This is a genomic window from Tritonibacter sp. SIMBA_163 (genome assembly GCF_046535935.1).
Lineage (GTDB): Bacteria > Pseudomonadota > Alphaproteobacteria > Rhodobacterales > Rhodobacteraceae > Epibacterium > Epibacterium scottomollicae.
The window spans coordinates 81,178-98,631 of the sequence record NZ_JAWJBP010000012.1; the positions used below are offsets into that span (position 1 = coordinate 81,178).

Here is a 17,454-nt window from a genome sequence, read left to right on the forward strand (position 1 = left end):
ATACACCTCAATCAGCAGTGATTGAGATCAAGTACCACAACCAGTACCCATCTTGCGCTGCGCCGATTTCGTCTGGATACTTTGATCTCGGCCATACCATTCGAGCAGGGCCTTTTTCTGAAAAGCCAATTCGTTTCCCATCAACACGTATCGCGATGATTGTATTAAACTTTTCAGCCTCGTATCTCGGAACAGTGACGGCATATTCGTCTGCCGATGTAAGCTTCAAACCAGTCAGGTTTCCAAGCCCTGAGCGATCCGCAACTTCAAGCAATGAAGGCCCCGAGTATTGGATCACTTCATCCTGCGTCCAGGTCGAAACCGTATGTATAGTAACTTGCTCGAAGTCGCTTTCTAGTTGATCGACGGTGTAGCTTGTGTCACCGACTGTCAATGCAAAGGATGTCTCTGAAGCATACAAAGTATTCAATGGTAGCAATGTGATAGCGGATACAAAAGCAAGTCTCAGCATGGAACACATGACCTTCGAGAAGAAACTAAGTTGGAAGAATCGTACAATGCGTTGTCCGGTTTGTTCAAGTCTGAGTTGTCCGATACTCGCCAGATCATCAAATCACTCATGTGGTGTCCGATTCGGTGGACGATCTAGTTCTGATCCTGGCGAACAAGCGGTTTATGGAGAGTGTAAGGTATGTGGGCACGTAGCCACTGACTATTTCGATGGTTGGCCAGATCGCCGATTTAAAGAACAGATCTATAACGCCGACTATCACATACATGATCCAGGGTATGTTGCCCGTAGGCCAAAATCTACTGCCGACGCCGTTACTCGATTTTACTCCACCTCGACGAGAGTCCTTGACTATGGATCTGGTTCCGGACTTCTTCCTGAGCATCTTTCGGAAGTTGGTGTCGATGCTGTAGCGTTCGATCCAATGACACTCGAACTAACTGCCATCAGTGGGCAGTACGATTTGCTTCTCTGCATCGAGGTTCTTGAACATGTCCCCAACCCTCAGGCGGCTGCAGAAACACTTTTGCGTCTAGCAGCGGACGAAGCAGACATAGTAGTGACAACGCTACTTCTTCCAGAGGCATCGGAGCACGACTATTGGTGGTTAGGACCACGAAACGGACATATTCACGCGTTCTCACCTAATTCATTAGCGAAACTATTTCCGGGCATCCGTTCATTCAGTCCAGGCGTTCATTATCTGGGAAATCCGTCGCACCAATTCCTCGAACAGATGGAAGCTGCAGTGTTGTGCGAGCGAGTATGAAGTTTCTATTGCGGACCAGGACTATTGATCAGGTCACGTTCGCGTTTTTTAGCTCTTGTCACATATCGACGAATGCTCTCCACATCCAAATCAAGAGCTCTTGAAACTAAATTCTCATCATACATTTTTTGATGGACAGCTAGGCCAATTCTTTCTTTTTCAGTTAGGCCACTGAAAAATCGTTCAGTCCTCATTTCTGTATCCGGTCCAACAGCTTGTGGAGACCCTGAAGCTGTATCTATGTGATTACGCAGTTGCATGAGATCGAGGCTGTCTTTCGATAAATATTTGGAAACTCCCATTTGCAACATTACTTTGGATTCTGCCTCACTGTACGAGCCAGTCAGAACAAGAACGCTACAATCGTTTCGTAAAGCGGATATTATCGTCGAGATCATATCTATTCGCTCTTCACGGCTCGATGATGGCGAGACTGGAGGAACACCCGGATCCAGCAAAGCTACATCAAAATCCGTCATCGCGATTTCGCCGTCATTTTTGATAGTGGACTGCAAACCATCGTATCGGTTGAAGCTAAATATCTCGGCTTCTCCGAACAGCGTATGAACATTCATCGCAATTGCGTGACGAAGGATGCCCTCGTCCTCTAATAGAAGTACCCTTATCAATGTATTGCGCCTTAGTTAGTTTTACCTTAATCAGTTCGACTTTAATGTTCCGGGCCTCGTGTGTCGTTAAGGCGACATGATGGCCGATCAGATCCAATAGCTTGGGTCAGTCATCAAGCCAACTCCTTGCTTAGGTGTTTAGTCCCGGCATTTTGTGGATCGGATTTAGGATGAATCGATCTGGCTCTGAAGTCCAGATTTTGCAGATGTATTCGTAGGGTGTGAGGCCGTTGAGCGTCTTGAGGCGGCGTGCGAAGTTGTAGGCTGCCATGAAGTCCGCGAGGTGCGTGTGCAACTGGTCGTGACTGCCGTAGTGGTATCGTTTGACGGTCGCCTCCTTGATCGTGCGGTTCATCCGCTCGACCTGGCCATTGGTCCAGGGGTGGTTGGGCTTGGTAAGCCGATGCTCAATCTCATTTGCCTCGCAGATCATGTCGAAGCGCATCTGCCGGGAATAGGCTGTGTTCCGGTTGCGAGGCTGCTCGGCGAACTGGATGCCGTTGTCGGTGAGGATCGTGTGGATGCGATAGGGGACGGCCTTGAGCAGGTGTTCGAGGAACTCCCAGGCGATCTTGCGGTCTGCCTTATCCACGAGTTGTGCGACTGCGAACTTGCTGGTGCGGTCAATCCCCACGAAGAGGTAGAGCTTGCCCTCCGCTGTCTGAACCTCGGCGATGTCGATATGAAAAAAGCCAATGGGATAGCGCTTGAACTTCTGACGCTTCGGCTTGTCGCCTTCGATTTCAGGTAGCCGAGAAATATCATGCCGCTGCAGGCTGCGGTGCAATGCCGATCGCGTCAGTTGCGGAATCGATGGCTGAAGAGCGTAGAGGCAATCATCCAGCGGCAGCAGCGTATGCCGTCGGAATGCGACGATCATCGCCTCCTCAGCTTCAGTGAGAACGGTCGAACGCGGCTCCCTCGGCCCAGTCTTCAAGTCCTCCACCGTCGCCCGCTTGCGCCACTTCGCGACAGTCTTGGGATTGATGCCCAATTCCTTGCTCAACTGCGTGAGCGAAGCTTGCGATCGCTGTATTGCAGCTCTGACGGCGTGCGTTGTCGTGGCGCTCCCGTGACGAACTTGTCCCATAATGCTTCCTTCCAAGCCTGAGAAAGGATCGCACCATTAAACCGTGGGATCAAACAGTCTCCGGCGAGATGGCCGAGCGGATGAAGGCGCCGGAACGCGAGAACCGCCAACTGCGCCTGGCGAACGAAATCCTTCGTAAGGCGTCAGCGTCGATCACGCCACTAGAACCAGTGGCGTGACGTGCTCGACTTTACGATGGCGGAGCTCTACCGCCGGTCAAAGTGATGGTGGGTTTCATCGACGCGCAACGAGATGCGCACGGGGTCGAGCCGATCTGCAAGGTGCTGCTGATCGCCCCTTCCACCTACTACGATCACTTGGCGAAGCGGGCCGATCCGGCGCGGCCGTCGGACCGTGCCCGTCGTGATCGCGCCCTACAGTCCGAGATCGAACGCGTCTGGGAGTAAAACTACAAGGTCTATGGTGCCCGCAAGGTCTGGCGACAGCTCGTCCGGGAAGGCTTCTCTGTCGCGCGCTGCACTGTGCAAGGCTGATGAAAGACTAGGACATTCAGGGCATCATCCGCGGCAAGCTGCACCGGACAACGATCCCAGACAAGAAGGCCCCGTGCCCCTTGGGCAAGATGAACCGTGAGTTCCGCTTTCCGGCGCCAAACGTGCTTTGGGTCAGCGACTTCACCTACGTCGCCACGTGGAAGGGCTTGGTCTATGTTGTCGCTCGACCATTGTTTTCGAACCAATGGCGAACAAGACTTCGCTCATCGATGTCTATGCGCGCAAGATCGTCGGCTGGCGCGCCAGCACTCCGGCACAGACCGGTTTCGTCCTTGATGCGCAGGAGCAGGCTATCCATGATAGGAGCCCCACGAAGGCCATGGGGCTGGTGCATCACAGCGACCGCGGCTCGCAATATCTGTCCGTTCGCTACACCGAGAGACTGGGCGAAGCTGATATCAAACCTTCGGTCGGTAGGTTGGTGACAGTTACGACAACGTTTTGGCCGAGACCATCAACGGTCTCTACAGGGCTGAGGTTATCCATCGTCGCGGTCCATGGCGCAGCTTCGAAGCTGTGGAGTACGCTACGCTGGAATGGGTGGACTGGTTCAACAACCGCCGCCTGCTCGAGCCCATAGAGAACATCCCGTCGGCGGAAGCAGAGGCAAACTTCCACGCAGCTTTGGAAGCTGAAGACATGGTCGCGTAACTAAGACAAATCAGCCTCCGGCAAACCCGATGCGGTTCAACTGGCGATCACGCGTCCAGGCTCTCGAGGATGGCCTTCGTCCCAGGCATTCGCTTCAGCGAGTTGTCGATATGAGCTCGCCAGCGCGGTCCGACCGCCATGGCGGTGGCATAGGCACGATCCAGGTCATCGGGTCGGTCATCCGCCATCGCCTGTATCAGGAACGCTGCCTGCTCCCTGTCCTTCGCGGATTTGAGGCTGCCTGCTCCGTCACGGCGCCGGTCTGCAATGATCAGTTTGTGGATCGCATAACGTTCCGGGCGCGGGATCTGCACCAGAATGCCAGATCGGTAGATCGCCGCTGCGTGGATTGGTTCGGCGATCAAGAAGTTGAGATAATTCAATCCTTGGGCGTTCACGCCCAATGCTGGCAGATCACGAATGGTTTCATCTCCGAAGGCCGGTGTGAGAAATTCGACCAACTGGCCGCTACCACCCTGAGCCCATCGCCACGTCCGACCTTGGTCAAGAGCCGGCAAGGGATCGAATTTTAGTGCCGAGAAGGTCTGAGCGAGACCCGGATCGACCTGATCCTGCAAGGCCACGCTTAGCTTTTCGAACTGCGCAATGTCGATGTCGCCGGTATTGGCCATGCCGCCCAAGGGAAGGCGAATGCCAAGCTCGCCTTCGTAAAGCCGGAAAGCATTCGTTCCAACGATGGTGCCCCCCAACCGGAAGGTCCCGGCTGCAGCCATAGCCGACAGGATGGAACCGGTCGCGCGATCAGTGGGCGTCATGCCTTCAGCGCGTAAAAGCCGAACAAGCCGCGACCGTTCCGCCTGCCTTTCCTTAGCCGTTGCGCGCAGCTCTTCTATCTGGTCGATGCGCGCGCGCGTCTCGTCGCTGTCTTCGCCCATATAGATGAACCGCATTTCAGTTCCGACGCGTCGCGCGACATACCAATAGGCCTTATCGGCACGCTCCTTGAGCGTCGGCTTACCTTCTACGCTAGACAGCGCGTCATCCTTGAGGAACCGCACGAGATCGGTGTAAGCGCTCAACGCGATGCTGCTGAGTGGGGTCATGCCAATCATTTCCAAGTTTTGCTTGGCACGTATACCTATCAAAATATGAAATTGCTAGGCATATCCCTCTAGACGGTGTTGTCACGTTAACGGTCCTGAGGTTGTTGTTTTAGTGACCTGGGCGTAGGCGGTATCGATGCAAACAGAGAAAACCAGCTATAAGGGCCACCGCTTTCCGCCTCCGATCATTGCTCATGTTGTCTGGCTCTACGCCCGGTTCAACTTGAGCCGGCGCGAGGTCGAGGAACTTATGTTGGAAAGGGGCGTGGACGTTTCGTATGAAACGATCCGACGCTGGACCGTTAAGTTCGGCCCTTTGATCGCCCACGTTCTGCGGCGGCGGCAGCCGCGCCCTGGTGATGTCTGGCATCTGGACGAAGTCGTGGTGAAGATCGCGCGTCGGTCATACTGGCTGTGGCGTGCCGTCGACCGACACGGTGTCGTTCTTGAGGAAATTCCTCAATCGAGGCGAGACAAGCGCGCCGCAAAGCGGCTTTTGATCAAGCTGATGAAACGTTGGAGCTTCGTGCCCAAAAGGATCATTACGGACAAATTGCGATCCTATGGTGCCGCAAAACGTGAGGTCGCGTCCGGCCTTGATCAATGGTCCCACACGGGCCTCAACAACCGCGCTGAAAACAGCCATCTGCCATTTCGAAAACGAGAGCGAGCAATGCAGGGATTCCGATCACCGGGCGGCTTGCAGCGTTTCGTATTCATGCAGTCCGCAACCCGCAATCATTTCTCTGTCCCAGCCCGCCGCGGCTCCGCCCTCACCATTCGCTACCATCGGCTCGAAGCTTTCGAGATGTGGAAATCCGCGGCGAATGTCGCTTGATATACCATCGGTACCACGAATTGCCGAATGCGCTAGCAAACGTGACAACACCCGCTGGAGATGGCGGCCATTGATAGGGAAATCCTCGGACTACGTTGGGAAACATATCCGTTCTTAGAGAGAGGTAACCCGTATCGAATTTGGTCAGGCGGTAACCAATCCGCAGATGAGAGCATGACAATCATCGGTTCGGCCACCGTCTTCAGCGCCTGCACAGTCTACATCTTTGACGAACCCGTGTCAGCGGGGTAGCTTAATAGAGACAGGAAACCTGAAAACGCTCATGAGAGCGTAGGTTTCTGCCCCGTCCGGCATTAGACTCCAAAATAACCGGAACCACCCCGTGGGGCAGTTCCGGCTGCGGGTGGGAAATTCCACCTTCGGGCATTACAGGCGGCGCTTGCGGGCCGCGTTTATTAAGATCGGCTCAGCGCAGCGCGGCGGTTTGCGGGTCCAGCCGTTTCAGATCCGCCGCATTGCGCGACAGGCCAGCAGCCAGCGGGAACAGCGCCGCCTGCACCGAATGATAGATGTCAGGCTTGCCCATAAACTGGTTCGACACGGTCTTGTTGTTGGCGTCCAGTTCCGGGAACCAGCCGCCGCAGTCGTGGTCAATCAGATGTGCATGGGCAAAGCCCCACAGGCGGCGGTACCAGGCCTCGTCCTCGGGGCGGGCGTCCAGTTTCACCAGCGCTGCCATGCCTCCGATTGCCTCGGTCACCGGCCACCAATAGCGATCCGCAATCGCCACCGTGCCGCCGTCGCCCAGCGTATAGGCAAAGCCGCCGCGCTCCGTGTTCCAGGAATCCGTCAGCGCCTGTTCGATCAACCGGCGGGCATTTTGCGGCGCATCACCTTCGGGACGGCCCCGCAGATCCCAATATTGCAACAGCAGCCGACCCAGCTCAAACGAATGGCCCGGCGTGCTGCCAGCGGGACGGAACATCGGGTTGCCGCTATAGGCGCGGTCAACCTGCCAGTTGGCGTCGTAATGTTCCGGCAGCCGCCAGCCCTCAGCCGGGGCAATGCGGTTCACAAAGAAATCCAAGATCCGCCCGGCGCGCTCCAAGAACACGGCCCGGCCGGTGGCCTCATAAGCGGTCAGCAGCGCCTCGATGGAATGCATGTTGGCATTCATGCCGCGGTAGGTAGAAAATGGTGTCCAGTCCCGGTTCCACTCATCGGCAAACAGCCCGTGGTCCTCTTCCCAGTATTGTTCATCCAGCACCTGCCAGACCTCATCTAGCAACGCCTCGGCGTGCGCATGCCCGGCCTGAATTGCGCTGGCCGCCGCCAGCAGCACAAAGGCATGCCCATAGGCCAGTTTGCGATCATCCGCTGGGGCGTCGCCCTGAACCCCCCAGACAAATCCGCCATGCACCGGGTCGCGGTGGTGGCTGAGCAGATAGCTCAGCCCGTGATCGACGATCTGCTCCGCGTCCTCAATACCGGCCATCTGCGCCAACGCATAAGAATGCACCATCCGCGTAACCGTGTGGATTTCGCGCAGCTGACCGGGCAGTGGCTTGCCGTCAAAATCCAGCGTATCAAACCCGCCTTTGGGGTCCACACTGGCGGCAAAGAAGTCAAACTGCCGCCGCGCCTCATACAGCAGAGCCGCGCGGTGGCCGGGGTCGGTGATCCACAGCGTGCCGGTCTCAGCGGTGCTGTCGGTCAGAATATCAGGCATCAATCTCTCCAAATCGGCGTCTTTTCAATACAATAGGCAGTCATCAGCCTGCCAGCGGCAGCGCGTACCGCTTGCCCCGTCCCGACCGCAGCGCCGCCGCCGCATGCAGGATCGCGTTACAGTCGATCCCATGCAACCGGTAGACATCCTCTACCGTGCCGGCCTGACCAAAATGTTCCACCCCCAGCGATTTCACCCGGTGGCCTTCGACCCCGCCCAACCAGCTGAGCCCGGCCGGATGGCCATCGGTCACCGTCACCATCCCGGCATCACGCGGCATCTGCGCCAGCAGGCGCTCGGCATGCGACAGCGCCGTGTCCTGGCCGCGCTGGCGCGCCCGTTCTGCTGCCTGCCAGCCCGCATTCAACCGATCAGCGCTGGTGACTGCCAGCACGCCTACGCCGCGCAGATCCTCGGCCAGCAGCCCGGCCGCGCGGATCGCCTCAGGCGCGACAACGCCGCTATAGGCAATCACCACCGAGATTCCCGGTTCAGGGGCGCGCAGCCAGTAACCGCCATCAATCACCTGCCGCGCCAAACCCGCATCCATCTGCCGCTGCGGCTGCTCCAACGGCACCGTCGACAGCCGCAGATACACCGCGCCGCCGCGCTCATCATGCAGCCAGCTTTGTTCTTCAACCGCACCGGAGCCATCGCGCTGCATGTAATCAAACCCCCAGTGCATGATCGCCGCCAGCTCGTCGGCAAAGGCGGGTTCAAACGTCGCCAGCCCATCCTGCGCCATGCCAATCAGCGGGGTCGAGATCGACTGATGCGCACCGCCTTCATGGCTCAGCGACACGCCCGACGGCGTTGCCGCCAGCATGAACCGCGCATCCTGATAACAGGCATAGTTCAGCGCATCCAAACCGCGGCAGATAAACGGGTCATAGACCGTGCCCACCGGCAGCAGACGCTGACCAAACAGCGAATGCGACAGCCCGAGCGCGCCAAGGAACGTGAACAGGTTGTTCTCGGCAATGCCCAGCTCCACATGCCGCCCCTCGGGGCTGCGCTGCCATTTTTGCAGGCTGGCAATCGCCTGATCCTTGAACACATCCGCCACGCCGGTCTTGGCAAACAGCCCAGTCTTGTTGATCCACCCCCCCAGATTGGTCGAGACCGACACATCGGGCGAGGTGGTGACAATCCGCTCTGCCAGCTCCGGCGCGTCTGAGGCCAGCGCCGCCAGCACCTGCCCGAATGTTTCCTGCGTGGAAATCACATCCTTCAGCCGCGGCTCTACCTGTTTGTCGGCGGGCAAGGTGGCCGCCTGATACCGCCGGCTGCCGCCCTGATTGAACGGCACTGCCTTCAGGAATTCCTCCACCGCGTCGGGGTCGCTCACCCCTGCCAGCCGGTCCCACTCTGCGCCTGCATCAATGTTCATCTCACGGCGCAAGCCCTCGATCTGACCGCCGGTCAGCACCCCCGCATGGTTGTCCTTGTGTCCGGCCAACGGCAGCCCGTGCCCCTTGACCGTGTAGCAGATGAAACACACCGGGCGGTCATGGTCGATGCCGTTCATGGTGTCGGCCAGCAGGGCCGCATCATGGCCCGCCAGATTGCCCATCAACGCGGCCAAGGCAGCATCATCATGATCCGCGACCAGCGCCAGCGCATCCGTATTGCTTGCCAGATCCCGCTCCAGCTGCGCCCGCCACGCGGCACCGCCCTTGAAGGTCAGCGCCGAATACAACCCGTTGTCACATTGGTCGATCCAGTTGCGCAGCCCCTGCCCGCCGGGGCGTTCAAACGCAGCCTGCATCAACCGGCCATATTTCAGCTCAATCACCTGCCAGCCGCAGGCGGTGAAAATATCGCGGAACCGCGCGTTCAGCCCGTCCGAGACAACCCCGTCCAGCGATTGGCGGTTGTAATCGATGATCCACCAGCAATTGCGCAGGTCGTGTTTGGCGCCTTCCAGAAGCGCCTCATAGATATTGCCCTCATCCAGCTCAGCATCACCCACCAGCGCAATCATCCGCCCCTTGGGCTGCTGCAACCAGCCATGGCCCGCCAGATAATCCTGCGTCAGGCTGGCGAAGGCGGTCATCGCCACTCCCATGCCCACCGACCCGGTGGAGAAATCCACGTCATCCGCGTCCTTGGTGCGCGACGGATACGGCTGAGCCCCACCCAACCGGCGGAAATCCTCCAGCTGCGCCTGGCTTTGGTTGCCCAGCAAATATTGGATGGCATGGAACACTGGGCTGGCGTGTGGTTTCACCGCCACCCGGTCCTCGGGGCGCAACACGTCAAAATACAGCGCGTTCAGAATGGCATTCATCGAGGCAGAAGACGCCTGATGCCCGCCCACCTTGATGCTGCCCTTTTCGCGGAGATTGTTGGCGTGGTGGATCATCCATGCGGACAGCCACAAGGTTTTGCGCTCCAGATCGGCGCGGATTTGATCAGTCTGTGTCATTGAATGAGGCCTTAGGCAGCAATCGCGTCGGCACGGCGCAGGGCGGTACCATCAGCAGCAAAGATATGGGCGTTCAGCGGCTGGATGTTCAGCCCCAGCGGATCACCGGACCGGGCCGGGATATTGCCATGCACCCGCACCATCATAGGGCCGATGCCTTCAACGCGGGCATAGATGTTGGTATCCGATCCCAGATGTTCGATCACATCGGCAACCGCTTTCAGCATACCCTGATCCGGGGCCACTACATCGATATGTTCGGGGCGAATGCCCAGTTCCACAGCGGCAGAGGTATCGCCCAGATGCGGCAGCGCCAGTTTGCTGTCAGCCAGGGTGATGCCCCCTGCCCCGCCTTCAACCGGAACCACATTCATGGTGGGGGATCCAATGAACTGCGCCACAAATTTGTTTGCCGGGCGTTCATACAGCTCCAGCGGGCTGCCAACCTGTTGGATGTCGCCGCCCTCCAGCACCACAATTCGGTCGGCCAGGGTCAGTGCTTCAACCTGATCGTGGGTTACATAAATCATGGTTGCGCCCAGTTTCTGGTGCAGCCGGGCGATTTCCAGCCGCATTTCCACCCGCAGCGCGGCATCCAGATTGGACAGCGGTTCGTCAAACAGGAACGCGCGCGGGTCGCGGATGATGGCACGGCCCATGGCCACCCGTTGCCGCTGGCCGCCAGACAGGGCCTTGGGCAGGCGGTTGGTCAGTTTCGACAGGCCCAGGGTTTCGGCGGCGGCGGCCACCTTGGATTTGCGCTCCTCTGCGGCATCGCCTCGGATCTCCATCGAGAACCCCATGTTGCGCGCCACATCCATATGCGGGTAGAGCGCATAAGATTGGAACACCATGGCAATGTCGCGATCTCGCGGGCGCACATCGTTCATGCGTTCCCCGTCGATCATGAAATCGCCGCCGCTGATCGGCTCCAGCCCGGCGATCATCCGCAATAGGGTGGATTTGCCACAGCCCGACGGGCCGACCAGAACGATGAATTCACCGTCTTGGATGTCCAAGTTGATATCGCGCAGGACGTTGACATCACCATAGCTTTTCTTGACGTCGTTCAGTTGGATACGTGCCATTTTGGCCTCCCTAGCCTTTGACCGCGCCGGACGTCAGCCCTTGCACGAGGTAACGTTGAATGAAGATGAAGAACAGGCAGCTGGGCACCAGCGCCAGAACGCCCGCCGCCATCATCTGCCCCCAGTCGACAGAGAATTTGGACACAAAGGTCAGCAGCCCCACCGGGAAGGTCATCGCGTCGTTCTTGGAGATCAGCATCAAGGCAAACAGCAGCTCTGACCAAGCGGCGGTGAACACAAACCCCAGCGTCGCGCCCAGTCCCGGCAGCGTCAACGGGAACACCACCTTGTACAGGGCCTGAAACCGGGTACTGCCGTCCATCATCGCCGCTTCTTCCAGATCTTTCGGAATGCCGTCAAAGAACGATTGCATCAGGAAGGTGGCAAAGGGGATGTTGAAGGCGGTGTAGACCACAATCAGGCTGGTGAGCGAGTTCAGCATGCCCATCTGCGAGATGATCTTGTAGATCGGCGCGATGATCATCAGCAGCGGAAACATCTGGGTGATCAGCATCACCGCAATCAACAGCTTCTTGCCCGCAAAGTCGAACCGAGAGAACGCATACCCTGCCGCAGCCGCCACCAGCGTGGTCACCGCCGCGGTGCCCAGCGACACATACAGCGAATTGCCAAAGTAGGACAGAAAGTCGGTTTGCAGCAGCACGGTGCGGAAGTTGTCCAGCGTCACCGCGCTGGGGATCACCTGGGTGCCTTCGGTAAAGACCAGCGCATCCGGGGTCACGGCGATCTTGATCAGCCAGTACAGCGGGAACAGCGCAAACACGAGATAGCACAGCAGCGCGGCATATTTGGCAACAATGGCAGCAGGGCTGCGACGAAGAGCGGCAGGCATGGCGTGTCCTTAGATCTTGATGAGTTTCTTGCGCAGCCACAGCACGATTAGCGAATAGATCAGCAGGATCAGCAGCAACGCCACCGCGATCGTCGAGGCATAGCCAAAGTCCAGTTTGCGGAACGCGGTTGTGAAGATATAGGTCGACAGGATCTGCGTCGAATTGGCGGGTCCACCGCCGGTCATGACAAAGATCAGATCGGCGAAATTGGCAATCCAGATGGTGCGCAGCATCACGGTGATGGCAATCATCGGCGCCAGGAACGGCAGGGTGATCTTGCTAAAGGTCTGCCACGCGCTGGCACCGTCGATTTCGGCGGCTTCATACAGCTCACCGGGGATCGATTGCAGCGCGGCCAGCAGGGTGATGGCAAAGAACGGCACCCCAAACCAGATGTTGGCCATGATCGGCCCCCAGATCGCCAGCTCCGGGTCGCCCAGAATGTTATAAGGCTCGCTCAGGATACCCAGATCCGCCAGCCAATGCGGCAACGGGCCGATCACCGGGTTGAACAGCCAGGCCCAGGTCAGTGCGGAGAGGAACGTTGGCACCGCCCAGGGCAGGAACACCAGCGCCTGAAACAGCCGCTTGCCAAAGAACTGCGTGTTCAGGAGCAAGGCCAGCCCCAGCCCCAGCAGAAACTGCAAGCTCACCGACCAGAAGGTCCAGAAAAACGTATTCTCCAACGCGATCCAGAATTTCCTGTCGCTCCACAGCGCCGCATAGTTTTCAAACCCAACCCAGCCGCTGTCGAATGGGCGCAGAAGTTCAATCGACTGAAAAGAGTAGGAAATTCCGATGATCAGCGGGATCAGGATCACCGTGCCGATCAACACGATCGCAGGCGACAGATAGGCAAAAGGCTCCACCAGATACTGAAGATACAGGGAGCGTCGTGCCCGGGGTCTCCGGGGCACGACTGTTTTTGTGGCGCGGGCAATCACTGCGCGGCCTTCCATGTGGCATATTCATTGGTCAGGAACTCGGCCCATTCATCGGCAATGTCCTGCGCGCTGCGCTGACCCAGCAGGGCTTCCTGGCTGGAATCCAGCGCGATGCTGTCCGCGAAATAACCAAACTGCTCCAGATAGACCGGCATCACGGTCGGCACATATTCGTCGCCGTTTAGCGTGTCGAACCAGCCTTTGAACTGCTCGGTCTTAAAGTGCGGATCCTGATCGGCGCCCTTGTGTACAGGGATCACACCAATGCGCTTGGCCCAGGTAGCGTTGGCCTCAGGGGCCGAAAGATGCGCAATCAGATCAAAGCTCTCGTCTTTGTGCTCGCTGGCTTCAAACATCGACCAGCCGACAAACCCAATGGTCGGGAACGCCTTGCCCGCCGGACCAACCGGCATCGGGATCACGGCAAAATCTTCGGCTGGCATCCGCTCTGCCACCGCAATCAGCGCATCCGGGTCTTGGTCCAGGAAGGCACAGGTGCCGGAATAGAAGCCCGCCACGATCTCGTTAAAGCCCCAGCTGACGCTGTCCTTGGGGGCATAGCCCTTTTGGTACATGTCGATCAGATACTGGATGCCCGCTACAGAGCCCGGTTCGTTGATCCGCGACTTGCCGTCCTCGGTGAAGAACTCATTGGTGCCGTTCATCGCGGCCGCCATCATCACCCAAGCGTTCAGACCACCGGGACCACCGCGCAGGCAGTAACCGGACTTGCCGTCCAGCTCAGACACCGCAGCCGAGGCCGCCATGAACTCTTCCATGGTGGCAGGCGGGCCATCAACGCCGGCCTCAGCCAGCAGTGTCTTGTTGTAGAACATCGCCCGCAGATAGAACCCATAAGGCAGCATATGCATCTCGCCGGTCTGGCGACCCATCTGCACGGTCTTTTCGGTCAGCGTGCTGCCATGGTCCCAGCCGGCAACATAATCATCCAGCGCCACCAGCTGATCCGACCCGGCATACAGCGCCGCCCAGCGTTCCGGCATCTCGACGATGTCCGGCACATCCCCGCCCGCAACCATGGTTGCCAGCTTTTCAAACGCACTGCCCCAGGGCAGCGACACGATCTCGACGTTGACGCCTTCATTGGCGGCCTCGAACTCATCGACCAGCGTTTGCAGCACTTTGGTGCGCTCGGGGCTGGTGATGACCTCAACCAGTTTGAGGTTTCTTTCCGCATAAGCTGCCGAACACATCAGCATGCCCGCCGCGGCGATCCCTTTCAGAAGATGTTTCATGAGTTCCTTCCCTGTTGTTGGTATTGGTTGGTCGTCTTGTCTGCGCGGTCAGCGCTGGCTTGCGGCCAGTGCCGTGGCAAAGTCCGCCCATAGATCCTCGGCTTCCTCCAGGCCCAGGTTCAGCCGCACAAGATTTGGCGAGACGCCAAATTTCTGCATCGAGTTCTGTTCCCCGGCCTGCGCCAGTCCAATCCGGGCCGGCATCACCAGGCTCTCGAACCCACCCCAGCTGACCCCCAGCTTGAAATGGGTCAGCGCGTCGCAGAACGTCGGAACATCCACACTGTCGTCGAACTCCACGCCCATCAGGCCGGACCGTCCGGTCAGGCCCGGCACGTCATTGGGGCCGGGGCTGCGGATTTTGCGCACCTGTGGCAGCACGCTCAGCCGATCCACAAACAGATTTGCGGTGGCCTCGTGCTGGCGCATCCGCGCCACCAGCGTGCGCAGCCCGCGGGTGAGCAAAAACGCCTCGAACGGGGCCAGTTTGGCGCCCAGCAAGGGAACGGTCAGATCACGGATGCGGGCAATATGATCGTGGGAGGAAACAACCACGCCCGCAACCGTGTCCGAATGGCCCGAAATATACTTCGAGGCCGAATGCAGCACGATATCCACGCCCAGCGTCAGAGGGCGTTGGAACAGCGTGCCTGCCCAGGAATTATCAATCATCGTCACCGCGCCATGGCGTTTGGCATGTTCCGTCACCCGCGGCAGGTTCATCACCTCAAAGGTGTTGGAACTGGGGCTCTCCAGATAGGCGATGGTGACACCCGCCAGCAGTTCTGGATCGTTCTCAAAGGCGCTGACCGGGTGGTACTCCACCTCCACCCCAAAGGGGCGCAGCAGCCGTTCCATCAATCGGAACGTATCCGGGTAGACATGTTCCACACAGGCGATCCGGTCGCCGGGTTTCACATAGGCCAGCAGGGTCGACGAAATCGCCGCCATGCCAGAGGCAAAGCCAATGGCCGCCTCGCCCCGTTCTGCCTTGGCCATCAAGTCCTCGAATGCAGCCACGGTGGGGTTCTGCACACGGGTATAGATCGGGGAGCTGGTTTTGCCTGACATGCGGTCTGCAAAGGCCTGATAGCTGTCAAATGTGAACAGCGAACTTTGCACGATGGGGGGGGTCACCGACCCGCCTGCCCCAGCCTGCCCCGACTGCCCTGTCTGCCCGAATGGGGCATCTGCTCCGTGAGTGGCGGCAAGCAGCGTTGCAAGGGCGGTTTCATCAATCATTCTTGGTCTCCAGAACCTGGCGGATTTCGGCCTCGACGATGGCCAGGATCTCGTCCATCAGCCGCGTGGCTTCTGCTTCGTTGCCCTCTGCAATCGCCTGTGCCAGTGGCGGGTGCAGCGGGATGGTTTCGTGGCCCAGATGGGGCTTGCCCAGCGGGGCTTCATAGACTTCCTTGAACCCTTGTTGGATCTGCTGGATCAGCTGACCAAACAGCGGGTTGCCGCAGGCTTCATAGATGGCCCGGTGAAACAGGTCGTCGGCCGGGCGCCAGTCGGTGTTGCTGCCATAGACCTGCATCAACTCGCTGACGCGGGTGGTGATGATGGCGGCGTCCTGGGGGCTGCGATTGCGTGCGGCCAGCCGCACCGCTTCTACTTCCAGTGGCCGCCGCACCGCATGGGTCCGCAGCAGGCTTTCGGCTTCCAGTTTCATGGTCACCGGCAGATGGATGGCGTTTGCCGCCACTTCAGCTGCCAGCCTGGTGCCGGCCTTTTTGTTGCGCACCACAATGCCCATGCTCTGCCAGGACGTCAGCGCCTCACGCACCTTGGCCCGCCCGATCCCCAGCCGCCGGGCGATATCCACCTCTGGCGGCAGCCTGTCCCCGATCCGCAGCCCCTCGCGGTCAATCATCCGCGACAGCGCATCCAGCACATCCCGGCTGGTGCTGCCGGGCGGCAGGATCTCAAGCGTTTCGCCTGCGGCCTGCGTCTGTGTTTGCTGGTTGGGATTGGTCGGCTGGGTCACGGCGGGTCCTGCTCTGCGTTTGCTGAGACAAGGCTTGCACATAATGTCCGACAAAATCAACAATAATGTCGGACATAACGATTTGCGCGCTTAGCATATTGAAAATAAATAGATTTTGTCGTTGTTTGCGAATTTATCTCGGTGGCGGTTCACACAATCGGCGCAGGTCACAGGGCTCTGTTGATGGCGTGGATGCCCCTCCCGACGGCATCAATGTGCCAGGGTGGGTTTGCAAAATCTCGTTCAAGCAGGAATGACCGCCGGCCAAGCCGCGAAACAATTCGGTAGCGCAAGGTCAACTGGTTACAGGCGGATCAAAGAAGTGGGCAAACACCACCGAGCTGCCTTAGACCAGATGAGCGTTTTGCGGCGGGCGTGGTGCCCGTGGTTTTCTCGGCGAACATGGATTGTTCGACGGAGGAAATGCAAATGAACAAAACGCATTATGTGGGCTTAGACGTCCACAAGGACACGATTGCAATGGCTGTCGCTGAGGATGGACGCGGAGGTGAGATCCGGTTCCATGGGGTCATTGCCAATTCGGCGGATGCAGTGCTGCGGCTGACAAAAACGCTTACCCGGAATGACCACAGGCCATCATTTTGTTATGGAGCAGGTCCATGCGGCTACGGCCTTCACTGGCACTTGGTGAAGCACGGATTTGAGTGTGCCGTTGTCTCTCCCGCGATGATCCCACGTAAAGTGGGGGATCAGATCAAGACAGATCGGCTTAATGCGGAGATGTTGGCCCGGCTCTGGCGCGCTGGAGAACTGACGCCAATCTGGACGCCCGATGAAGAGCAAGAAGCGATGCGAGACCTGAGCCGGACAGGCAAACCGCAGCCCAGAGTGTTGGCCGCAATCGCCCGGGAACTGGCTGGGTTCATTTGGGATATCGCGCGAAAGACACCACTCACAGCTTGATCGCCAACTCAGACTGCCTGTGCAGCACGCTGGAGATGACGGCCATGGATAGGGAAATCCTCGGTCTACGCTTTGGGACAAATATCCGGTCTTAGAGAGAGGTCACCCGTATCGAATTTGGTCAGGCGGTATCCAATCCGCGGATGAGAGAATGACAACCATCGGTTCGGCCTGCCGTCTCCAGCGCCTGTACAGGCCACAGATTTTGACCATCTCGCGCCAGCGGGGTAGTCTTATCGTGCCGGGAAAATC

General features: G+C 58.5%; 15 protein-coding genes, 1 pseudogene and 1 other annotated feature. Of the genes and pseudogenes, 4 read left to right on the plus strand and 12 right to left on the minus strand.

What is annotated here, in order from left to right; translation table 11 throughout:
• Nucleotides 1-7: 7 nt before the first annotated feature.
• Nucleotides 8-472 (minus strand): hypothetical protein, encoded by a 465-nt coding sequence (locus tag R0J92_RS16025; RefSeq protein ID WP_317387165.1) that lies wholly within the window; start codon nt 470-472, stop codon nt 8-10.
• A 46-nt stretch (nt 473-518) separates the two neighbouring features.
• Here R0J92_RS16025 and R0J92_RS16030 point away from each other — a divergent pair, with 46 nt between their 5' ends.
• Nucleotides 519-1,241: a class I SAM-dependent methyltransferase gene (locus R0J92_RS16030; RefSeq protein WP_411052387.1), complete on the plus strand. Its 723-nt coding sequence runs from the start codon at nt 519-521 to the stop codon at nt 1,239-1,241.
• 5 nt (nt 1,242-1,246) lie between these two features.
• Here the strand turns inward: R0J92_RS16030 and R0J92_RS16035 are convergent, their stop codons facing one another.
• Nucleotides 1,247-1,870 carry a hypothetical protein gene (locus R0J92_RS16035; protein ID WP_317387167.1) on the minus strand — a complete coding sequence of 208 codons (624 nt, stop codon included), beginning with the start codon at nt 1,868-1,870 and terminating at the stop codon, nt 1,247-1,249.
• A 130-nt stretch (nt 1,871-2,000) separates the two neighbouring features.
• Entirely contained in the window at nt 2,001-2,960 is a 960-nt protein-coding gene (locus R0J92_RS16040) for an IS481 family transposase (protein ID WP_411052372.1), read from the minus strand.
• Nucleotides 2,961-2,977: 17 nt separating this feature from the next.
• Between R0J92_RS16040 and R0J92_RS16045 the strand changes: the two are divergent.
• Nucleotides 2,978-4,126, plus strand: a pseudogene (locus R0J92_RS16045) (IS3 family transposase).
• Nucleotides 3,142-3,259, plus strand: a sequence feature (AL1L pseudoknot). Its footprint overlaps the pseudogene before it by 118 nt.
• A 47-nt stretch (nt 4,127-4,173) precedes the next feature.
• Here the strand turns inward: R0J92_RS16045 and R0J92_RS16050 are convergent.
• On the minus strand, nt 4,174-5,190 hold the full coding sequence (locus R0J92_RS16050) for a GSU2403 family nucleotidyltransferase fold protein (protein WP_317387193.1): 1,017 nt from the start codon (nt 5,188-5,190) through the stop codon (nt 4,174-4,176).
• A 136-nt stretch (nt 5,191-5,326) separates the two neighbouring features.
• Here R0J92_RS16050 and R0J92_RS16055 point away from each other — a divergent pair, with 136 nt between their 5' ends.
• Entirely contained in the window at nt 5,327-6,028 is a 702-nt protein-coding gene (locus R0J92_RS16055; RefSeq protein WP_411052373.1) for an IS6 family transposase, read from the plus strand.
• A gap of 427 nt (nt 6,029-6,455) precedes the next feature.
• Here the strand turns inward: R0J92_RS16055 and R0J92_RS16060 are convergent, their stop codons facing one another.
• From R0J92_RS16060 to R0J92_RS16095, 8 genes are read right to left on the minus strand one after another with little or no spacing between them, the layout of a single operon-like run.
• Nucleotides 6,456-7,718, minus strand: coding sequence for an AGE family epimerase/isomerase (locus R0J92_RS16060; protein WP_411052374.1), 1,263 nt, complete (start codon nt 7,716-7,718; stop codon nt 6,456-6,458).
• A 43-nt stretch (nt 7,719-7,761) separates the two neighbouring features.
• The gene (locus tag R0J92_RS16065; protein ID WP_411052375.1) at nt 7,762-10,146 is read right to left on the minus strand and encodes a transketolase; all 2,385 of its coding nucleotides are present in this window, start codon (nt 10,144-10,146) and stop codon (nt 7,762-7,764) included.
• 11 nt (nt 10,147-10,157) lie between these two features.
• On the minus strand, nt 10,158-11,234 hold the full coding sequence (locus R0J92_RS16070) for a sn-glycerol-3-phosphate ABC transporter ATP-binding protein UgpC (RefSeq protein ID WP_317387171.1): 1,077 nt from the start codon (nt 11,232-11,234) through the stop codon (nt 10,158-10,160).
• Nucleotides 11,235-11,244: 10 nt separating this feature from the next.
• Nucleotides 11,245-12,087 (minus strand): carbohydrate ABC transporter permease, encoded by an 843-nt coding sequence (locus tag R0J92_RS16075; protein ID WP_411052376.1) that lies wholly within the window; start codon nt 12,085-12,087, stop codon nt 11,245-11,247.
• Nucleotides 12,088-12,096: 9 nt separating this feature from the next.
• A complete protein-coding gene (locus R0J92_RS16080) occupies nt 12,097-13,005 on the minus strand; it encodes a carbohydrate ABC transporter permease (RefSeq protein ID WP_411052377.1) in 909 nt (302 codons plus the stop codon).
• Between the two features lie 23 nt (nt 13,006-13,028).
• Complete coding sequence (locus tag R0J92_RS16085; RefSeq protein WP_411052378.1) at nt 13,029-14,288, minus strand: ABC transporter substrate-binding protein; 1,260 nt, start codon at nt 14,286-14,288, stop codon at nt 13,029-13,031.
• Nucleotides 14,289-14,336: 48 nt separating this feature from the next.
• The gene (locus R0J92_RS16090) at nt 14,337-15,530 is read right to left on the minus strand and encodes a PLP-dependent transferase (RefSeq protein ID WP_411052379.1); all 1,194 of its coding nucleotides are present in this window, start codon (nt 15,528-15,530) and stop codon (nt 14,337-14,339) included.
• Nucleotides 15,523-16,278: a FadR/GntR family transcriptional regulator gene (locus R0J92_RS16095; RefSeq protein WP_411052380.1), complete on the minus strand. Its 756-nt coding sequence runs from the start codon at nt 16,276-16,278 to the stop codon at nt 15,523-15,525. The genes R0J92_RS16090 and R0J92_RS16095 overlap by 8 nt, the downstream gene beginning before the upstream one ends.
• A 429-nt stretch (nt 16,279-16,707) precedes the next feature.
• Between R0J92_RS16095 and R0J92_RS16100 the strand changes: the two genes are divergently transcribed.
• Nucleotides 16,708-17,202, plus strand: a complete 495-nt coding sequence (locus R0J92_RS16100) for an IS110 family transposase (protein ID WP_411052381.1) — start codon at nt 16,708-16,710, stop codon at nt 17,200-17,202.
• Nucleotides 17,203-17,454 lie beyond the last annotated feature (252 nt).

What these genes read in the sequence shown, in the direction of transcription:
- R0J92_RS16025 (WP_317387165.1), bottom strand. Translation starts at nt 472, where the DNA reads ATGCTGAGACTTGCTTTTGTATCCGCTATCACATTGCTACCATTGAAT.
- R0J92_RS16030 (WP_411052387.1), top strand. Translation starts at nt 519, where the DNA reads ATGCGTTGTCCGGTTTGTTCAAGTCTGAGTTGTCCGATACTCGCCAGA.
- R0J92_RS16040 (WP_411052372.1), bottom strand. Translation starts at nt 2,960, where the DNA reads ATGGGACAAGTTCGTCACGGGAGCGCCACGACAACGCACGCCGTCAGA.
- R0J92_RS16050 (WP_317387193.1), bottom strand. Translation starts at nt 5,190, where the DNA reads ATGACCCCACTCAGCAGCATCGCGTTGAGCGCTTACACCGATCTCGTG.
- R0J92_RS16055 (WP_411052373.1), top strand. Translation starts at nt 5,327, where the DNA reads ATGCAAACAGAGAAAACCAGCTATAAGGGCCACCGCTTTCCGCCTCCG.
- R0J92_RS16060 (WP_411052374.1), bottom strand. Translation starts at nt 7,718, where the DNA reads ATGCCTGATATTCTGACCGACAGCACCGCTGAGACCGGCACGCTGTGG.
- R0J92_RS16065 (WP_411052375.1), bottom strand. Translation starts at nt 10,146, where the DNA reads ATGACACAGACTGATCAAATCCGCGCCGATCTGGAGCGCAAAACCTTG.
- R0J92_RS16070 (WP_317387171.1), bottom strand. Translation starts at nt 11,234, where the DNA reads ATGGCACGTATCCAACTGAACGACGTCAAGAAAAGCTATGGTGATGTC.
- R0J92_RS16075 (WP_411052376.1), bottom strand. Translation starts at nt 12,087, where the DNA reads ATGCCTGCCGCTCTTCGTCGCAGCCCTGCTGCCATTGTTGCCAAATAT.
- R0J92_RS16085 (WP_411052378.1), bottom strand. Translation starts at nt 14,288, where the DNA reads ATGAAACATCTTCTGAAAGGGATCGCCGCGGCGGGCATGCTGATGTGT.
- R0J92_RS16090 (WP_411052379.1), bottom strand. Translation starts at nt 15,530, where the DNA reads ATGATTGATGAAACCGCCCTTGCAACGCTGCTTGCCGCCACTCACGGA.
- R0J92_RS16100 (WP_411052381.1), top strand. Translation starts at nt 16,708, where the DNA reads ATGAACAAAACGCATTATGTGGGCTTAGACGTCCACAAGGACACGATT.